15 protein-coding genes and 1 pseudogene are annotated in these 19,425 nt (G+C 45.9%); 8 read left to right on the top strand and 8 right to left on the bottom strand.

Going from position 1 to position 19,425, the window contains the following annotated elements; translation table 11 throughout:
- Positions 1-216: 216 nt before the first annotated feature.
- Both DWW60_RS03200 and DWW60_RS03195 read right to left on the bottom strand, forming a co-directional pair.
- Positions 217-693: a DUF4358 domain-containing protein gene (locus DWW60_RS03200; RefSeq protein WP_055272042.1), complete on the bottom strand. Its 477-nt coding sequence runs from the start codon at positions 691-693 to the stop codon at positions 217-219.
- A 15-nt stretch (positions 694-708) separates the two neighbouring features.
- Positions 709-1,686 (bottom strand): hypothetical protein, encoded by a 978-nt coding sequence (locus tag DWW60_RS03195; RefSeq protein WP_055272041.1) that lies wholly within the window; start codon positions 1,684-1,686, stop codon positions 709-711.
- Between the two features lie 218 nt (positions 1,687-1,904).
- Here DWW60_RS03195 and DWW60_RS03190 point away from each other — a divergent pair, with 218 nt between their 5' ends.
- From DWW60_RS03190 to DWW60_RS13975, 6 genes and pseudogenes are all read left to right on the top strand, one after another.
- Entirely contained in the window at positions 1,905-2,909 is a 1,005-nt protein-coding gene (locus DWW60_RS03190; RefSeq protein ID WP_055222344.1) for an aldose 1-epimerase, read from the top strand.
- Between the two features lie 134 nt (positions 2,910-3,043).
- A complete protein-coding gene (locus DWW60_RS03185; protein ID WP_117874366.1) occupies positions 3,044-5,245 on the top strand; it encodes an InlB B-repeat-containing protein in 2,202 nt (733 codons plus the stop codon).
- Between the two features lie 174 nt (positions 5,246-5,419).
- Complete coding sequence (locus DWW60_RS03180; RefSeq protein WP_015534478.1) at positions 5,420-6,130, top strand: substrate-binding domain-containing protein; 711 nt, start codon at positions 5,420-5,422, stop codon at positions 6,128-6,130.
- A 61-nt stretch (positions 6,131-6,191) separates the two neighbouring features.
- Complete coding sequence (locus DWW60_RS03175) at positions 6,192-7,055, top strand: sulfate ABC transporter permease (RefSeq protein WP_117874365.1); 864 nt, start codon at positions 6,192-6,194, stop codon at positions 7,053-7,055.
- Position 7,056: 1 nt separating this feature from the next.
- Positions 7,057-7,617 (top strand): annotated as a pseudogene (locus DWW60_RS13980) (sulfate/molybdate ABC transporter ATP-binding protein); the annotation flags it as partial.
- Positions 7,618-7,629: 12 nt separating this feature from the next.
- Entirely contained in the window at positions 7,630-8,583 is a 954-nt protein-coding gene (locus DWW60_RS13975) for a LacI family DNA-binding transcriptional regulator (RefSeq protein ID WP_199414443.1), read from the top strand.
- 93 nt (positions 8,584-8,676) lie between these two features.
- Here the strand turns inward: DWW60_RS13975 and DWW60_RS03165 are convergent, their stop codons facing one another.
- Entirely contained in the window at positions 8,677-9,309 is a 633-nt protein-coding gene (locus DWW60_RS03165; protein ID WP_117874363.1) for a hypothetical protein, read from the bottom strand.
- A gap of 270 nt (positions 9,310-9,579) precedes the next feature.
- Here DWW60_RS03165 and DWW60_RS03160 point away from each other — a divergent pair, with 270 nt between their 5' ends.
- Complete coding sequence (locus DWW60_RS03160; RefSeq protein ID WP_015534474.1) at positions 9,580-12,063, top strand: GH36-type glycosyl hydrolase domain-containing protein; 2,484 nt, start codon at positions 9,580-9,582, stop codon at positions 12,061-12,063.
- A gap of 198 nt (positions 12,064-12,261) precedes the next feature.
- Here the strand turns inward: DWW60_RS03160 and DWW60_RS03155 are convergent, their stop codons facing one another.
- Positions 12,262-13,023 carry a M23 family metallopeptidase gene (locus DWW60_RS03155; RefSeq protein ID WP_055145858.1) on the bottom strand — a complete coding sequence of 254 codons (762 nt, stop codon included), beginning with the start codon at positions 13,021-13,023 and terminating at the stop codon, positions 12,262-12,264.
- A gap of 83 nt (positions 13,024-13,106) precedes the next feature.
- Positions 13,107-14,057, bottom strand: a complete 951-nt coding sequence (locus DWW60_RS03150) for a SpoIID/LytB domain-containing protein (RefSeq protein ID WP_243002908.1) — start codon at positions 14,055-14,057, stop codon at positions 13,107-13,109.
- A gap of 261 nt (positions 14,058-14,318) precedes the next feature.
- Between DWW60_RS03150 and DWW60_RS03145 the strand changes: the two genes are divergently transcribed.
- Positions 14,319-14,534, top strand: coding sequence for a cold-shock protein (locus DWW60_RS03145; protein ID WP_015534471.1), 216 nt, complete (start codon positions 14,319-14,321; stop codon positions 14,532-14,534).
- Positions 14,535-14,641: 107 nt separating this feature from the next.
- On the opposite strand, the gene DWW60_RS03140 is transcribed toward DWW60_RS03145, so the two are convergent.
- From DWW60_RS03140 to DWW60_RS13770, 3 genes are all read right to left on the bottom strand, one after another.
- Positions 14,642-15,718, bottom strand: coding sequence for a glycoside hydrolase family 5 protein (locus tag DWW60_RS03140; protein WP_117874361.1), 1,077 nt, complete (start codon positions 15,716-15,718; stop codon positions 14,642-14,644).
- 154 nt (positions 15,719-15,872) lie between these two features.
- Complete coding sequence (locus DWW60_RS03135; protein ID WP_055146369.1) at positions 15,873-18,314, bottom strand: glycogen/starch/alpha-glucan phosphorylase; 2,442 nt, start codon at positions 18,312-18,314, stop codon at positions 15,873-15,875.
- Between the two features lie 301 nt (positions 18,315-18,615).
- Entirely contained in the window at positions 18,616-19,425 is an 810-nt protein-coding gene (locus DWW60_RS13770) for a J domain-containing protein (protein ID WP_015534468.1), read from the bottom strand.

The raw sequence follows: 19,425 nt of genomic DNA, 5'->3' as shown, positions 1-19,425 counted from the left end.
CACCACAGTGCTGATATCTCAAGCTGTCAATTGTTCGTATTTTGTATATTGTATACATTATACATAATAATACATGCCAGTGCATAAAATTACAACCGCATACAGCGCTCTTTATTTATCTTATTTTATTGACAGCGGATTTATTACTATAATATGAATGATCTGTCCCGGTGTTACACAAGGAAATGCAGACAAAAAAAATGATCACCCGGAAGATCATTCCAGATAATCACTTATTATTCCCTGTGCCGTTTCGCTGTCATCGGACACCATGTATACCACAAATGTATCATGCACATACAGAACCGCATCATCAAGTCTGGCGGCCTCCGACGATTTGTAATCAAGGTACATCCGCAACTGTGAGTCGCGTCTTTTCTTCATGTCCGCCAGTATGCCCTGGGCATCGACCGTTGACGACGCCTGAAATACTGCGAGCTCCTCGGCGGTGGCTCCCGTTGACATGTACACTGCACTGTCCTGCACCTGAACGCTGTCTATACCATAATATCTGAGCGCCGTCTCAGAGGAGACCTCCTCCACGGAATCCTCAAACTTCACGTTCTGCATGAGCATATCAGCCAGAGAGTGCACATCCGGCATATCTGCCTCGTCGTCTCCATTTCCTGCGCATCCCGCAAGCGAACAGATCACCAGACAGCATGCAAACAAATATATTATTCTTTTTATCATATGCCTCCGTCTCCACTATCTTCTGACATACACGTTCTTTCTGATGTAGTCCATCATCTTGAGACAATATTTCTTATTACAATGTTTTCCATCTATTCCCGCATCCTCCGGCAGAACACCATCCACAGACACGCTGTGAGCCACATCGAGATAGATCACCTGATCGTAGCTGCCACACATCTCCTGCATGAGAGAATTGAGCTTGTCCACACCCGGGTTGTTATACACCTGGTCTTTTGATGAAAGCTCCGCCGATACAGGAAGTACTGACATCACATATACATTTGCCGCAGGCTGTAACTGGGAGATCTGATCCAGTAAAGTCTTGTAGGCCAACATGTACCGCTCGTTATACCACGAAAGCTCCTCAAGCCCAAATGAAATGTATATATTCTCATAGCTCTTCATGCCAAGCATCTCGACAACCGTACACTGTTCTCCTGAATCGCAGGTGAACATCTTGGTATTAGCGACCTTCTCTATGTCCAGATTCTTCGCCACACACATATCCCAGTTGTCTACACCGCTGTACAGTCCCAGCGCCTCGGCTCTGGAATCACCTATGAGCAGAGATGTCGAGAAATACTGGTCATCCGTGGCATTCGCCGGCATGTATATATTGCTGTCATATTTGTCCGCTCCCTTGCCGCTCACATCAGGGTTGGTGTAATTGACAAATTGTACATACTGACCATTTCGCTGATCCGGAATGGCCGCATCCTCCGCAGTTGCCAGATACTGCTGTGCAGCCCCCTCCGTGTCACTGTATGACATATCCTGACTGCTGCTCTCACTTATATCTGCCGATGTTCCGCTCTCAGGCTGGAACTCCTCCTGGCCGTTCACATTCTTTTTCAGGTTGCCCTGTCCAAGCGCAAATATCATTATGACTGCGACGACCACTCCTATTCCGCTCTCGACGAGTTTCATTCTGCGGTGATGCCGCTGTCTGTATATCTTTTTTCTATAATCAGTGTTATTATTCTTAGTCACCTTCGACCTCCGAATTAACTAACTTTCATGTCTTTCGCAAAATATCCTATGATAGTATAGCAATTAATGATAAAATAATCAAGAACGCCGCGTTTTGTGAACCTCATTGTTGCCATACAATTTTTTCCGTGTTACTATTTCACATAGGAAAGTTCAATGTTTTTGCGGATTTCAGCATACAACTCAAACACAACATATTTATAGAAGAGGAGAACACGATGAACACTACAGCACGTACAATAGACTACAAGGGCGAGACTTGTATTGAACTTATATCAGGCGATTACCGTGCACTGATCGCACCATTTAACGGGAGCAACATTATGAAGATGGAGAACACAGCTCTGGATATTGATATATTCAGGAACGATCCTTCCCTGACTCCTGCACAGCTCAAAGCAGCAGCAGAGATCTACGGAATGCCTACCCTGTATCTCCCTAACAGACTGTCACACGGCAACTTAAGAACCTCCGATGCCATGTATCATTTCCCATGCAATGATCCTCTCGGCAACCATCTCCACGGTTTCCTTCATCTCAGAAACCACAGCATAGAGAGCGTGTCAGTGGATGGAGACAAGGCCATCGGCAAGACTTCATATGTATATGATGAGAAGGATGAGTTTTTCACTACATACCCTGTGAGCTTTAGAGCAGACTTCACATTCACTCTTGCTCCGGACGGTATGCACTACGAGTTCACACTCACCAACCTCTCCGACAAGCAGATGCCATACGGCGTATGTAACCACGTTGCATTCAAGGGGCCTTTCACAAGCACAGGAAAGGGCGAGGATGTACGTCTCTGTGTACCTGTTGGAGACAAATGGGAGCTTGATGAGCACGCTATCCCTACAGAGAAGAACCTTCCTATAACAGATTACGATCTCCAGTACAAGAACGGAACCATGGTACCTGTTCTGAAGGACATCGACAACGATCTCTACACAGCGGAGATGAACGAGCTGGACGGCAAGCCTTTCTACGGAGTATACGCAACTGATGTTGCCACAGGCAAGAAGGTCTGCTATGAGGTTGACGACACAATGAAGTTCTGGATCATGTGGAACGATCACGGCGACAAGGGTTACTTCTGTCCTGAGCCAATGAGCTGGAATATTGACGCTCCAAATCTCTCAGGAGCACCGGAGATCACAGGCTACACAGAGCTTGCTCCAGGCGAGTCCAAGACAGTAAAAGAAAGAATATTCACAATGGCATAAAACATGACATTTTCTATGGAACGGTCTCCCGGCGGAGGCCGTTCTTTCATATTATTAATTTTTCCCCTGTCTCGTTGTTTTTCTCCCCCCGGTATAATAAAATTATTATAATACCATATGCAAGGAGGGATTCTATGAAAAAAATACTTAGATTTTTACTGGTTTTCGCGGCAATGTTCTGTATGACATGCTTCACAGCATTTGCAGAAGATACCGACACTCCAGACACATACTATCTGGAGTTGGATGCAGCAGGAGGACAGTTATCGGGAGAGACTTCCACTGTGATAAGCAGCCCATCAGCAGAATTTACGACTGTTGACCTGTCAAAGTACAAGCCAGAGAAAGACGGCTTTACATTCACCGGATGGTACAACGACAAGACAAAGGTCACCAGCATTGACACATCATACTTCCAGTCTACAAACCGTATAAAGCTGACAGCGATGTACACCAAGGACAGCTTCTCCGGTTCAGGGCTCACCTTCACACTGAATGCAAATGGAGGCAAGCTCGGAGATGCGGACAGCGGAACATATGACTTTGATGTAGCAGGATCAGGATATGGCGTGGCACTGAACGACTACCCACCGACCCGTGAGGGCTATGAGTTCAAGGGCTGGAACACGAAGTCCGACGGATCAGGCAAGACCGTGAACATCATATACACCTCTTCCTTTGAGAAGGCGGCAGATAACGGATATGAGTATTCCGATACTGATGACTCATCGGCTAAAAGAAACCTGGTATTTTATGCGATGTGGAAATCAGACTCTGCTCCTACAGGCACCATCAGCATGGGCGATAAGAGCTGGAACGGTCTCCAGGATGTATCATCATTTGAGCAGTATTACAACAAGACCCAGAAGGTTACCATCACCTGTGACAACAACTCCGACCCTTCCATCACAGTCGGCTACCTGATAAGCGACTCAGCTCTGTCATCGGACGATCTGGGTGCAGCAACATTTACCGAGTATAAGAAAGCATTTTCCATAAAGGACGAGGGCAAATATGTTGTATACGCAAAGCTTTCATCAGAGGACGGCAAAACAACATACTTATCCACAGATGGCTTCATCATCGACACACACGCGCCAAAGGTCACAGGAATCGCCGACGGAGAGACTTACTGCCTGTCAGCCGTGATGACCGTGAAGGAATCCCATCTGGCAAAGGTCACAGTGAACGGCGAGGAGAAATCCCTTGACGACGATCACTCACTTGCTCTGGAAGCCACAGATGGTGAGCAGACCATCATCGTATCCGACAAGGCGGGAAATGAAACCAAATTGACTGTAACAGTAAACAAGAAACACACCGCAGAAACCGACGACGGTGACTGCACGACACCTCAGAAATGCCGCTACTGCGGTGAGATCGTCGTAGAGGGCAAGAGCAGCCACGACCTCGGCAACTGGACAAGTGATGGCAACGGCAAAACCCATTCCCGCAAGTGCAAGAACAAGGGCTGTGGATATAAGGTCATCCAGGACTGCTCCGGCGGAACCGCAACCTGCCAGAAGAAGGCAGTGTGCTCTGTGTGCGGCAAGAGCTACGGCAAACTCAGCACAACGAACCACACAGACCTTAAGAAGACTGATTATGTAGCAGCAACCACCTCCAGCAAGGGCAATATAGAATACTGGTATTGCTCAGCCTGCAAGAAATATTTCAGCAACAAGGGCTGTACAAAGGAGATAAGCAAGGCTGACACAGTCATCGACAAGGCAGCACCCGAGATTATCGGCGGCAAGGGAAGCAAATGGAGCAAGGCCAGCAAGAACACTATCAAGTTCAGATCGAACGCTGAGTACGCTGACTTTGTCTGTGTCCTCATAGATGACAAGGAACTTGACCCTTCATATTACAACAAGAAAGAGGGAAGCATCATAATCGAGCTCAAGACGAGCTATCTTGAATCCCTCTCGGTCGGAAGCCACACCATAACCATCAGATCCAAGACCGGAGATGCTGTGACAACATTTACAGTGTCCAAGAAGGAGACTTCCACAACCACACAGACAACTACCAGAGCCACAACCGAGGCGACAACGGCAAGTACGACCGAGGTCACCACAGAGTATAGAAATACATTTACCCCTGTGACGACCGAGGCGACCACAACTGAGATATCCACGATAGAGCGTACCACAACCGAGACGACCACTGAGGTCACAACAGAAAAGAGCACACTCACCGTGGGCAGCTACGCTTCCACTGATAAGAGTAAGAGTAAGGTACATAACCTTCAGCTCATAATCCTTATAACAGTGCTTGCGACCATTCTAGTCTCGTTTGTGATAATCATAATTTCAGGTATGAAGAAGAAATAATACCGAAAAGTTCAATAAGGCAGCACGTCAGGACAACCTGACGTGCTGTTTTTCTATGTTTTTCCATGTGACAACGTTTTCACTCTTTTCTTTTGATTTCCAGCATTTACAAGCATATATTGCATACATACCCGATATGAAAACGGGAAATTAAAAAAAGAGAGGAAGAAGATTATGAAGAAACAATTGGCAACATTACTCGCAGTCACAGCACTTGGAATTGGAGTTCTGTCAGGATGCGGTGTGAGCGCAGCATCTAACTCAACCGGCAGCTCATCTGACTCAGCGGGCGCTATTGAGATAACGAACGTATCCTACGACCCAACCAGAGAGCTATACGCAGCGTACAACGATTTATTTGCAAAGCACTGGAAAGAGGAAAAGGGACAGGACGTATCAGTTGTTCAGTCACACGGTGGTTCAGGAAAGCAGGCGCTTGAGGTGGCAAATGGGCTTCAGGCCGATGTGCTTCTCGCATGGGAGAACGAGGCGTTCCTCTCACTGGATGAGCATCCTGGTGAGTACGAGATCGTGGTTCCTTCCGTATCTATACTGTGCCAACCTACAGTCTCAGTAGTCGACGAGGTGGTTGACAAGAGAGGCACAAGGGATGTCGCAACCGAATATCTGAACTACCTGTATTCCGACGAGGCACAGAAGCTTGAGGCAGAGTGGTACTACAGACCATCAGATCAGGATATCCTGAAGCAGTTCGAATATCAGGGACAGAGCAACACCATATCGGAGCTGCCACAGGACGGCAAATGGATCATAACAAATGTTGACCTCACAGACATATCACACTTCGGAGGCTGGACAGAGGCCAGCAAAAAGCATTTCGCGGACGGAGGGCTCTTTGACTCCATATACGAGGAAAAGAATTAATTTGAAATGGCAGTCTGGCGGGAAATCCAGATAATACATACAGGAAAGGAATGACTGAGACATGACACATCGGCACACACACGCAAAAAAGAAAAGTAAAAGCATCATACCGGGATTCGGTTTGTCATTTGGAATAGTAATGGCAATCCTCGGAATTATAGTGGTGATCCCCCTGTGCTCTCTGGTGGTATTCTCAGCCAGACTGTCACTATCCGAATTCTGGCAGACCATCACCAGACCGAGAGTTCTGTCCAGCTACGCAGTGAAGTCAATACTTCTCACCTTGAAGGTCGTAGTCATCACGGTGGTGGTCAACACAATTTTCGGACTTTATGCCGCGTGGCTCATAACCAAATTCACCTTCCGGGGCAAAAAGATCATATCAACGCTCATCGATCTGCCGTTTACCATATCCCCGATCATCGCGGGCCTTATATTCGTACTTACATTTGGCAGGCAGAGCTTCCTGTATCCATACCTTGAAAAGCTCGGGATACAGATCATATTCGCGGTTCCGGGGATCGTCCTGGCTACTATATTTGTAACATTTCCTTTCATATCAAGGGAGATCATACCGGTTCTCACAGCGGCGGGCAACGATGAGGAGGAAGCTGCAGCCCTCATGGGAGCAAACGGATTCCAGATATTCTCACAGATCACACTCCCCCACATACGCTGGGCTCTGCTGTACGGAATTGTACTGTGCTCCGCAAGGGCCATGGGTGAATTTGGAGCTGTGTCAGTTCTCTCGGGACATCTCAGAGGACTCACCAACACCATGCCACTCTATATCGAACTGCTGTACCAGGCATTTGACTTCACAGGAGCCTTTGCCATGTCGTCCATACTGGTCATCATGGCAGTCATCATACTGATACTTAGAAACATACTTGAACACAGAGGAAATAAAGAGGGAGGTATATGATATGAATACACCTACAGATACACATTCATACGTAGAGCTCAGAAACATCAATAAAACATTTGGAGATTACAGGGCATCCGATGATGTCAGTTTCTCCATTGAGAAAGGAAAGCTCATCGGACTTCTGGGTCCAAGTGGAAGCGGCAAGACCACTATCCTCCGCATACTTGCAGGACTCGAGACCGCGGACTCAGGGGACATATACATAGATGGCAAAAAAGTAAATGGCATTCCCGCCAGCAAGAGGGAGATTGGCTTCGTATTCCAGAATTACGCGCTGTTCAGATACAAGACAGTTTATGACAATATCGCATTTGGAATGAAGATACAGAAATACCCAAAGTCAGAGATCCGCGACAGAGTGACGGAGCTGATAGAACTGGTTGGACTGAAGGGCCTTGAGAAACGATACCCAAGACAGTTGTCAGGAGGCCAGCGTCAGAGGGTCGCATTTGCCAGAGCGCTTGCCACCCAGCCACAGCTCCTGCTTCTCGATGAACCATTTGCCGCTATAGATGCAAAGGTCAGAAAGGAGCTCCGCGCATGGCTCAGGGATAAGATCTGGAACGCAGCTATGAAGCTCAACTACACGCCAAACCAGTCTGCCCGCCAGCTCAAGAATGGAAAAGGCGCGACTGTGGAGAAAACCTACTATATAAATGTGCTCATGACCAGAATGGACTCTGCCACGTCGGACCCATTCTTTACAGAACTGCTGCATGTCATAGAGAGTGAGATCCACAAGAACGGATGCATCCTGTCCAAGGTATGGTATCGGTCCATCTTCTCCGACGACAGGAGATGCAGGTATGAGAACGTGGATTCTGTAATCCGCAGGATGTGCGAGGAAGCGGATGGCCACAACGACGGACTTATTGTCATCGGAAAATGCAACCGCGCAGCCCTGAAGAAGCTCAGCCAGCGCTATCGCAGCACAGTGTATGTCAACAGGGATTCTGCAAACGGCGAGGTGGATGAGGTCATCTGCAACGGTAGCCAGATTGCCAGAACAGCGGTTGAATACCTCATATCTCTTGGACATGAGAATATCGGATATGTGGGAAACTGCAATAACGAGGCCCGCTACAAAGGATATCTTGAAACTCTTCACGATCATGGACTTGATATCGACACGGACTACGTCATCAACACAAAGCTCAGCGAGGTTGAAGGATTTGAGGCCATGGAACACTTCATGAAATCCGACAAGAGCCCAACCGGAATATACTGTGCCAATGACATAACGGCCATAGGGATGCTGAAGTACCTTGCCAAATGCAAGAACAGATATTACACTCCTTCCATCATATCCAGCGACGGTATCGAGGAAGCCCAGTACACAACTCCGATGCTGACCACAGTGGAGATATCCAAGACGGACATGGGGCATTTCGCCCTGCAGCTTCTAATGGACAGACTCAAGGGCGGTCACAAGGGAGTCGCAAGAATTGAGCTCCAGTGCAAGCTCATCAAGAGAGATAGCTGCACACTGGCAGAAGACAGCAAATGGTGCGAATATTACATTTAATATCCGCACCATTTGTCGTCTGTTCATGTATCCATGTCCATATATTCAGTTTCTGTATTCAATATCTGTATCCAGCAGTTGTCCTTCTCGTGACTACTCTGTCGTATCATCTGTAGTCGTATCTCCCGTAGTCATAACTGTTCCGCCGAGATACCACTCTCCATCCTTCTCATAACAAATGATATCCATGTCCAGATCATACGGTGAAGTCTGACCCTGGAATGTCATCATTATCTTTCCGGTAACTGGAATGACATAACCCTTTGATATACCTGCTTCCTTCTGGGTCTTTCCATATACAGTGCTGCTGACTGCCGCCAGATCGCTGGACTCTGCCACATGCCCATCACCCATGGTATAGCTGACTGTATATTCTATATTATTTTCCTTATAAGTCTGGAACACAGTGACCAGATCCTTTGACGAATCGCTGTCTATGGTATCAGGATCCATAACACTCTCCACCTTGTCAAGATCCGCTTCCTCAAGGCCCTCCATGTAGGTCTTTATCAGATACTCGCTCTCTGATTTTCCGGTCATATTTTTTCTGACAACTATGTATATCACCACTACTATCACTGCTAACACGATCGCACCAAGTGCTATAAACAGCTTCTTTTTGCCTTCTTTTCTGCTCTCCTCCATAAGCTGTATATCACGCTCGTCCAGCTCCATATCATCCATTCCGCTTCCGCCTACATAATTCTTAGTTTCATTTTTTCCCATAGTAAATAACTCCTATACTGTTTTGATATTACACAGTATAACACAGCATAAGCATCAATTAATTACTCAAATACAGGAATTAATACATTTAGTAATTGTGCAATTTTCACTATAACTTTGTTGTGTTTTAAAGTCTTTTATTATATAATCAGAGTGTATGGCTGACTTTAAGGGAGAATTTAGCACAAGTCGATACAAAAGCGGCTTCAGGGGGGCTGGCATAGCCATCTGGAAGCCTTCACAAAACATTGGAAGGAAGGTATATGCTACATGAAATTTGGTTATTTTGATGATGCCAACAAGGAGTATGTCATCACATCTCCTAGAACTCCTTATCCTTGGATCAACTACCTTGGAACACAGGATTTCTTTTCACTGATCTCCAACACTGCAGGAGGTTACAGCTTCTACAAGGACGCTCGTCTTCGTAGAATCACAAGATATCGTTATAACAACGTGCCTATAGATATGGGCGGACGTTATTTCTATATCAACGACAATGGTACAATATGGAATCCGGGATGGTCACCGGTAAAGACAGAGCTTGACGAGTATCAGTGCCGTCATGGTATGGGATATACAATCATCACAGGTAAGAAGAATGACCTTAAGGCTGAGGTTACTTTCTTTGTTCCTCAGAACTACGCTGGAGAGGTTCAGCAGGTCGTTCTTACAAATGAAGGCTCAGAGGAGAAGACATTCTCATTCTTCTCATTTGAGGAGTGGTGTCTCTGGGATGCACAGGATGACTGCACCAACTTCCAGAGAAACTTCAGTACAGGTCGTGTAGAGGTTGTCGGATCAACTATCTACCACAAGACAGAGTACAGAGACAGACGTGACCACTTCGCATTCTACACAGTGAATGACGAGATCGATGGTTACGATACAGACAGAGATTCATTCATCGGACTTTACAACGGCTTCCACAACCCACAGGCTGTTGAGGCTGGCAAGTCAAATGATTCTTTTGCTGATGGATGGTCGCCTATCGCTTCACACTACAAGAAGATCACTCTTGCTCCAGGCGAGACAAAGACTCTTGTATTTATACTTGGATATGTTGAGATGCCTGTTGACCAGAAGTTCGAGGCAGACGGCAAGACTATCAATAAGGTAAAGGCTCTCGAGATGATCGAGAAGTACAACACTCCTGAGAAGGTTGCTGCAGGTCTTGAGGAGCTCAAGGAGCACTGGAACAGACTGTTGAGCATTCTCAACGTTAACACACCTGATGACAAAGTTAACCGTATGGTCAACATCTGGAATCAGTATCAGTGTATGGTTACATTCAACCTTTCACGTTCAGCTTCATACTTCGAGTCAGGTATCGGCCGTGGTATGGGATTCCGTGATTCCAACCAGGATGTGCTTGGATTTGTTCATCAGATCCCTGATCGTGCAAGAGAGAGAATCATCGATATAGCTTCAACACAGTTCCCAGACGGTGGATGCTACCATCAGTACCAGCCACTTACCAAGAAGGGTAACGCAGATATCGGTGGAGACTTCTCAGATGATCCATTATGGCTGATCCTTTCAGTTTCAGCTTATATCAAGGAAACTGGCGACTGGGGCATCCTTGACGAGATGGTTCCATATGACAACGATATGTCAATTGCAAAGCCTATGCTTGACCACCTCAAGGTTTCATTCTACAAGATCGTGAACAACCTTGGACCACACGGACTTCCACTTGCAATGAGAGCTGACTGGAACGATTGTATCAACCTTTCATGCTTCTCAGATACACCAGGTGAGAGCTTCCAGACATACACCAACCCTAAGTTCGCTGCTGAGGGTGGATACTCAAAGGTTGCTGAGTCAGTTATGGTTGCTACACTCTTCACATATGCAGGTCCTAACTACGTTGCTATCCTTAAGCACCTTGGAATGGACGCTGAGGCTGATGCTGCTCAGGCTGAGATCGACAAGATGAAGGCCAACATCATGGAGTCAGCATGGGACGGCGACTGGTTCCTCAGAGCTTACGATGCAAACGGTGAGAAGATGGGATCCAAGGAGTGCGAGGAAGGTCAGATCTTCATCGAGCCACAGGGATTCGCTATCATGTCAGACATCGGTAAGGATCAGGGCTGCGACAAGAAGACTCTTGCTGCAATCGATGAGAGACTTAATACACAGCACGGACTTGTACTCAACAACCCAGCATTTACAAAGTATTACATCCAGTATGGTGAGATTTCTACATACCCAGGTGGATACAAGGAGAATGCCGGAATCTTCACACATAACAATGCATGGATCATCTGTGCTGCTGCTTACGCAGGTGCCGGTGATCAGGCATTTAAGTACTACTCAGAGATAGCTCCAGCTTTCACTGAGGAGACATCAGATATACACAAGACTGAGCCATATGTATACGGCCAGATGATCGGTGGTAAGGATGCCGGATCTGATATCGGCAAGCCGGGCAACCACTTCGGTCAGGGTAAGAACTCATGGCTGACTGGTACTGCTGCTTGGAACATGGTAGCTATATCACAGTACATCCTTGGTATCTCAGCAGACTTCGATGGTCTGAAGATCGATCCATCAATTCCTGCTGCATGGGATGGAATGACAGCTACACGTCAGTTCCGTGGTGCTACATACGACATCAAGGTTTCTAACCCAGCTCACATCAACAAGGGCGTTAAGAGCGTACTCGTTGATGGCAACGCTATCGAGGGCAACGTTATCCCAGCATTTGGCGATGGCAAGACTCACTCAGTAGAGGTTGTAATGGGCTAATATAGACCGTGGATTATAAAGCACATTTAAGAAAATATACGTAAGTATATAGTGCAAAAGCCCCACAATATCTATTTTAGATATTGTGGGGCTTTTTTGTTTATATGGCCTATCTTCTTCATCCCGCCACGGGATTGTCGCAAAACGCTGTGTTGTCCTCGTAAAAGATACAAATTAGCAACCTGTCCAACCCTACCTCTACTGTATAAGCAGCATCGGATCCACAGGATTGCCGTCCTTCTCGACTGCAAAATAGAGATTGCTTCCTTCCTCGCTGTAGAATCTGCTTGGCTCGCCAACGGTTCCCACTACCTGGCCGGCATCCAGATGCTCGCCAAGTGCAACCTTCACATCCTGAAGCTGTCCAAGTGTCACGGTGTAGCCGTCTCCAAGCTCAAGCTTGACGTAATTGCCCAGCTCTGGGTTGCTTGAGACCTCCGCTACCTTACTCTCATATACAGCCTTGACCTCATCGCCCGTCTGCGCCTCAATTACCATTGCAGGGCTGCACTTGTATTCCTTGAGTGTCTCAAAATACACTGTCGTATCCATGCTGTAAGGAATTATCACATTGCCATTTATAGGCCATGATATGCTATCCTTTGGATCGTAATGCAGGCTGTCATTTGAAACTCCTGAAGCTCCAGTCTCAGCACTCTCACTCTCCGCTGTGGATGCAGTGGAATTCTCTATGGTATTATCCGTCTCAATATCTTTCTGCTCTGATGTACCTTCATCCGACACTCCGCTGTTCTTATCATTTTTCTTATCGTTCAAAGCTTCCTTCGCATCGGCTTCCGTCGTACTGTCATTCGGCGTATTCTGTCCTATTGTTATGGTCTTCTCCTTTGAATTGGTCTGTGCGTTATAAAGTCCGAGCACTGTCACAAGCACTGCCATGCCTGTGATGAGCGAGATATAAAATATATTCTTCTTTATGCCGCCCAAAAATTTCTTCATATTCATCACCTCATCTGTATCATGTCCACTTATTGGCACTTATATACAGATGATTTGAATGTGTAAATATTTTTTATCAACCTTTATTTTGCAATCTCTATTCCAGTATAATAATACCTGAGGATCTGATCATACTTCTCTCCATTTTCCGCCAATACAGACGCCCCATACAGTGACATTCCCAGAGAATCTCCAACGCCCACCGTTATAATCCTGTATCCATCCTTAACCTTATCTATGTGTATATTCGTCGAGGCAAGTCCCAGTTGTTCTTTGAAAACATCAGCCTCCAGCTCGCTCCCAAATACATTTATGGTCTGTGCAAATCCAGATTCTGTGGCTGTCATAACCTTGACCTCATCCGTCATATTGTCAGCGTCTATCCATTTTCTGAATATCTTCTGAAGCCTGTCCCCGCTGTATATCTCAGTGGTCGAAAAGTCCTCCGCCATCTGATCCACATCACTTGCCACCTGCCTGAGATACGGTATGTCATGCCCATATATTTCCTGTGCACTCACAGTATGCCCTGTACTTATCATATGATACGCCGGAAGTATTATCTCTCCACCGTATTTCATAACCTGTCCACCGGTCGCATACACCGCCTTCTCCGCCCTTCTCATTATCCCGGAGCACTCGCCTCCCCATTTCTTCTTGAGCTGTGATTCCGTATATCTTATCTCCCGGAGCTGGGATTCATTTATAAGATTCTTTGTCTGCCCCTGTGTGGCGGAATTTCTGTCATTTTCATCCATCTGGTAATAGATTCCGGTCCTAACCACAACTGCGACCGCCTTGAGCATTTCATCGCTCCATTTGTCACTCATCATTCCCGCCAGCGTCGATGCTGTATACTCTTCCACATCCACGAGGGAATACTCCCCATTATCATAAATACACACATTGCGTCCGCTTTTTGCCGATCCGTCAGTGTCATCTCCCCCAACCGCCTTGTCGTATATTCCTGATATTATGTAAGCAAGTGCCATAGCACACGCAATCCCTATAATGATCGTCTTTGCATTCCTCATTTCACCCTCCCGCATTTTTATACCTCTTATATATATATCGTTTTTACACTGCTCATATACCCTTTTTACTGAGAAATCTTAACGCAAATTTTAGTCGTATCGTTTATTGACAAATGCAACATGACATAATATGATAATAGCGTATTCAAGATTAACGGTTCGATTGCTATATAAGGTAAGCTTTTCTTTGGAGTATTCTCTATAAGGTATATTGTAGTGTTTTCATTGAGTACAAATTTTCATTTTTAGGAGGTACTCGTGATGAAGAACGGTACAGTTAAGTGGTTCAACGGAGAAAAGGGTTATGGATTCATCTCAGATGATGAGACAGGAAAGGACGTATTTGTTCATTTTTCAGCAATCAACTCTGATGGATATAAGACTCTTAACGAGGGACAGAAGGTTACATTTGACGTAGAGGCTGATCCTAAGGACGCTTCTAAGGAGAGAGCAACTAACGTAACAGTTGTAGCTTAATTCACATATAACCATTAACACAAGAACAGGCGCTATACAGATCTTTGATCTATATAGCGCCTGTTTTTTATTGCTTGTTAATATCACGGTTTCCTCACGGCTTCCCGTTACGCCCTGCTTCCGAGAGCCTTCTTGCGGGCTCTGTATTTCGCTCTTATGTATCTGCCAGCTGCAGACAGCTCTGTAGTCTTCCACCTGCTTGTTTTCTTCGTCTTAGACGAAAGCAATGAACACGACTCATTCTTGTTGCTGAGACTCCAGCAGAAATAGCTGACATTCGCCTTGTTGAGTCTGGTCAGCCATTTGCCGGTGTAGGCTTTGCTTATGCCTCCATCGCCGCTTGCCGCGGACATTCCGAACTCTGTGACTATGACCGCTATCCCCTTCTTCCTTGCGTATGCAAGCTTCGCAGGAAGATACTGGTTGTGGCTCCACTCATTTGCATAGAAATGGAGTGAGTACATTATATTCTTGTAGCCCTTGATAGGGTTATCCGCAACCTCATTGTGTGTGCCATCCGAACCGAGCTGGGACCATGTCGGCGTTCCCACTACGACGATCGCCTTCTTGTCATACTTTCTTATGACCTTTATGACCTGGGACGCATATCGCTTGACAATCTTCCAGTCGCAGCCATTTGGCTCATTGCATATCTCATAAATGATATTTTTCTGTTTCTTATACTTCTTCGCCATAGTTGCAAAGAATCTTCTTGCCTCTGCAACCTGTGTCATAGGATTCCCGTCGCTGAGTATGTGCCAGTCGATGATCACATACATTCCGAGGTCGGTCGCATATTTCACGCCCTTGTATATCTGATTTCGAAGTGCCGCTTTGCTGCCGCCCGCGCAATAGCCGTTGTATTCAGATGTATACATGGCAAGTCTTACCGCATTAACTCCCCAGTCGTCTCTCAGAGTCTTGAACGCCGCCTTGTTCACATAAGGATATCCCACATCCCAGTTGATACCGTGTGTGCTGATTCCCCTGAGCTGGAATTTCTTGCCTTTGGCATCCACCAGATCTGCCCCCTTCACAGACAGTCTTCCATGTGTCGCCACCGGCGTCTTTACCTTCGTAGCTGCAAATGCATCACAGTTCGGCTGTACGGCAACCGCTGTAAATATCATTGCAAATGCGAGCAGCAGAGCCGTGAGTCTGTGTCTCAATTTTCTACCTTTCATATGTTTATAACCCCCTTTTCATCACAACGTAACATATATATCTATCATAACATAGGCGCGGATGTATTAACAGATGCAAAATAAAAACGGACACCATACGATCCTTACCATATGATGTCCGTCCTTTATTTTGTTATTTCATTCTATCTGATAATTACTTATCAAGGGAAACCTTAACCTTCTTAAGCTTCCAGATCTCCTTTGCATACTCCTCGATAGTTCTATCTGATGAGAACTTTCCAGCACATGCTGTGTTGAGCATAGCCATCTTTGCCCAGCCCTTCTCATCCTGGTATGCCTTATCAACCTTCTGCTGAGCCTCTGCATATGAATCGAAGTCCTTGAGGATGAAGTATACATCTTCCTTTGTGAGAGAATCATAGAGATCTCTGAATCTGTCCGGATCATCCGATGCATAAGTACCATCGATAAGCTGTGTGAGAACTCTTCTTACAGCCTGGTTGTTATTGTAGATATCCATTGGGTTGTAGCCGCCCTCGCGCTCATACTTCATAACCTCTTCTGCTGAAAGTCCGAAGATAAATGCGTTCTCGATGCCAACTTCCTCAACGATCTCTACATTTGCTCCATCCATGGTTCCAAGTGTAGGTGCACCGTTCAGCATGAACTTCATGTTACCTGTACCTGAAGCCTCTCTTGAAGCTGTTGAGATCTGCTCTGATACATCTGCTGCTGCAAAGATAATCTCGGCATTGGATACTCTGTAGTTCTCTATAAATACAACCTTTATCTTGCCTTCGATTGAAGCATCGTTGTTGACAACATCTGCAACTGAGTTGATGAGCTTGATGATAAGCTTAGCTCTCTTATATCCTGCTGATGCCTTTGCTCCAAAGATGAATGTTCTTGGGTACATATCGAATTCTGGCTCTGTCTTCAGTCTGTTATACAGATGCATAACATGAAGGATGTTCAGAAGCTGTCTCTTGTACTCATGAAGTCTCTTAACCTGTACATCGAAGATTGAACGAGGATCTACATCCACATTGTTGTGCTCCTTGATGTACTTTGCAAGACGGATCTTGTTCTGGTACTTGATGTTCATAAACTCATGCTGGCACTTCTCATCGTTCACATATACCTTAAGCTTCTTAAGGTGTGAAAGATTGGTTATCCACTCGTCACCGATCTTGTCTGTGATCCAGTTTGCAAGAAGTGGGTTAGCATGAAGCAGGAAACGTCTCTGAGTGATACCATTTGTCTTGTTGTTGAACTGCTCTGGTCTCATCTCATAGAAGTCCTTAAGCTCTCTCTCCTCAAGGATCTTGGTATGAAGAGCTGCAACACCGTTTACTGAGTAAGAACCTGCAATTGCAAGATGAGCCATCTTAACCTGGCCATCGTACAGAACTGCCATATTCTTAACCTTATCCTGGTTGCCTGGATACATCTCCTGGATCTTGAGAACGAATCTTCTGTTGATCTCCTCAACGATCTGGTAGATACGTGGAAGCAGTCTTGAGAACAGCTCGATAGGCCACTTCTCAAGTGCCTCTGCCATGATCGTATGGTTGGTGTATGCACATGTTCTTGTTGTAATATCCCATGCGTCATCCCACTCAAGGCCTTCCTCATCCATGAGGATTCTCATGAGCTCGGCAACTGCTACTGTTGGATGTGTATCATTCATCTGGAATGTTACCTTCTCTGGCAGCTTGTGGATGTCCTTGTTGAGCTCCTTGAACTTGAGGATTGCTCTCTGAACTGAAGCTGAGATGAAGAAATACTGCTGTCTCAGTCTGAGCTCCTTACCTGCGTAGTGATTGTCATTTGGATAGAGAACCTCAACGATAGTCTTTGCAAGGTTCTGCTGCTCTACTGCCTTCTCATACTCACCCTTGTCAAATGAGTCAAGGCAGAACTCCTGGATTGCCTCAGCATCCCAGATTCTAAGTGTATTTACAACGTTGTTGCCATAACCGATGACTGGAAGGTCATAAGGTACGGCACGAACTGACTGATATCCATCCTGTATAAAGTAGTTTCTGCCATTCTTGTTCTCAACTCTGACATATCCACCGAACTTAACTTCAACAGCGTACTCTGAACGCTTAACCTCGAATGGGTTGCCATCCTTGAGCCAGTCATCCGGCATCTCAACCTGATATCCATCCTTGATACCCTGCTTGAACATACCATACTTGTATCTGATACCACAACCGTATGCAGGATAACCAAGTGTTGCCAATGAATCAAGGAAACAAGCTGCAAGACGTCCGAGACCGCCATTACCCAGAGCGGCATCAGGCTCCTGATCCTCTATAAAGTTCAGGTCAAATCCTAACTCGTCAAGTGCTTCCTTAACTGCATCGTAGTAAGTCAAGTTGATAAGATTGTTACCGAGTGCTCTACCCATAAGGAACTCCATAGACAGATAATAAACTGTCTTGACGTTCTTCTTCTCATACTCCTTGTGTGTAGCAATCCATCTGTCAATGATGTCGTCCTTTACTGCGTAGCTGACTGCCTGGAATACCTGCTGTGGAGTAGCCTCCTCGATAGGCTTGCGGAAAAGGGTCTTTACGTTAGTAATGACTTCCTTCTTGAAGCCTTCCTTATCGAAATCTGCTAACATCTTCATCTGATTCATTCCCTCCTTGGATAAATAGATATAATTTTTTCCATTTTCACTGTTTCATTCTATCATCAACCTTTTTTTTTAACAATACATGAGAAAAAATTTGTTAAATAACACTATAAAATTAGACTATGGTCAAATAGAATTTGCAGTTTTTTTACATAAAAGGCGATAAATGTCTGATAATATCGAGATTAATCGGGGGTTCTAGCGTTTTCAATGATTACCAGAATATTGTAAATGCACCACGTATACGATATAAAACCCCTGGGAGAGGCAACTCCCAGGGGTTTTATATCTAACTTCGTCCGTATCCACTCGGCATGCAGCACACGCAAGGCATACCGCCCATGCAGCACGACATGAGAGCACATATGGTACAAAGGTTGTTGCAAAACTTTCCGCCGGTCGGCATATCCATTCCATACCCGGCACCTCTGTCCATGTACCACTGACGGCCGCTCTTGATGGACTCATATGCCTGACGGTATTCCTGATTGCCCGGCTCAAGCTCCATTGCACGCTTCAGCATCTCCATGGCTCTTATCTGATTGCCAAGTCCGGCGTTGCACACGCCACTGTAATAGTGCCACTTGGCATCGTGATTCTCTATCTGATTGAGGACGTTCTTCGCCTCCTCATAGCTTCCGCTGTTCATATAGTTCTTCGCGGCCTGAAAATATCTGGAATCTTTATCATTCGGATCGTAGTCATTCTGTCTCTGATAGCCACCGAAACCAAATGGGCCAAATCCTCCGAAACCGCCAAATGGATCATCATACTGTCCGTAGCCTCCTGACGAACCGCCGTAAGAACTTCCACCATACGGACCATATGAACCGCCAGATCCATAACCGCCGCCGTAGCCCTGCGAGCTTCCAGTTCCATACCCACCAGCACCACCGTAACTTGCACGGTCAGCCTCGCCGCTCACTATGGACTTGTAAGCCTGCTGTATCTCCTTGAACTTTTCCTCAGCCTCATCCTTGTGAGGATTGTTGATATTCGCATCCGGATGATACTTCCGGCTCAGCCTTCTATATGCTTTTTTTACTTCTTCTTCGCTGGCACCTCTTTTGAGTCCCAGCACCTCGTAAGGATCTTTCAT

The organism is Coprococcus sp. AF16-22 (assembly GCF_003461545.1).
Classification (GTDB): Bacteria; Bacillota; Clostridia; order Lachnospirales; family Lachnospiraceae; genus Coprococcus; species Coprococcus aceti.
This window is presented reverse-complemented; position numbering and strand designations above follow the sequence as displayed.

What these genes read in the sequence shown, in the direction of transcription:
- DWW60_RS03155 (WP_055145858.1), bottom strand. Translation starts at nt 13,023, where the DNA reads ATGAAGAAATTTTTGGGCGGCATAAAGAAGAATATATTTTATATCTCG.
- DWW60_RS03140 (WP_117874361.1), bottom strand. Translation starts at nt 15,718, where the DNA reads ATGAAAGGTAGAAAATTGAGACACAGACTCACGGCTCTGCTGCTCGCA.
- DWW60_RS03135 (WP_055146369.1), bottom strand. Translation starts at nt 18,314, where the DNA reads ATGTTAGCAGATTTCGATAAGGAAGGCTTCAAGAAGGAAGTCATTACT.
- DWW60_RS13770 (WP_015534468.1), bottom strand. Translation starts at nt 19,425, where the DNA reads ATGAAAGATCCTTACGAGGTGCTGGGACTCAAAAGAGGTGCCAGCGAA.
- DWW60_RS03200 (WP_055272042.1), bottom strand. Translation starts at nt 693, where the DNA reads ATGATAAAAAGAATAATATATTTGTTTGCATGCTGTCTGGTGATCTGT.
- DWW60_RS03160 (WP_015534474.1), top strand. Translation starts at nt 9,580, where the DNA reads ATGAAATTTGGTTATTTTGATGATGCCAACAAGGAGTATGTCATCACA.
- DWW60_RS03180 (WP_015534478.1), top strand. Translation starts at nt 5,420, where the DNA reads ATGAAGAAACAATTGGCAACATTACTCGCAGTCACAGCACTTGGAATT.
- DWW60_RS03165 (WP_117874363.1), bottom strand. Translation starts at nt 9,309, where the DNA reads ATGGGAAAAAATGAAACTAAGAATTATGTAGGCGGAAGCGGAATGGAT.
- DWW60_RS03145 (WP_015534471.1), top strand. Translation starts at nt 14,319, where the DNA reads ATGAAGAACGGTACAGTTAAGTGGTTCAACGGAGAAAAGGGTTATGGA.
- DWW60_RS03175 (WP_117874365.1), top strand. Translation starts at nt 6,192, where the DNA reads ATGACACATCGGCACACACACGCAAAAAAGAAAAGTAAAAGCATCATA.
- DWW60_RS03150 (WP_243002908.1), bottom strand. Translation starts at nt 14,057, where the DNA reads ATGAGGAATGCAAAGACGATCATTATAGGGATTGCGTGTGCTATGGCA.
- DWW60_RS03190 (WP_055222344.1), top strand. Translation starts at nt 1,905, where the DNA reads ATGAACACTACAGCACGTACAATAGACTACAAGGGCGAGACTTGTATT.
- DWW60_RS13975 (WP_199414443.1), top strand. Translation starts at nt 7,630, where the DNA reads ATGAAGCTCAACTACACGCCAAACCAGTCTGCCCGCCAGCTCAAGAAT.
- DWW60_RS03185 (WP_117874366.1), top strand. Translation starts at nt 3,044, where the DNA reads ATGAAAAAAATACTTAGATTTTTACTGGTTTTCGCGGCAATGTTCTGT.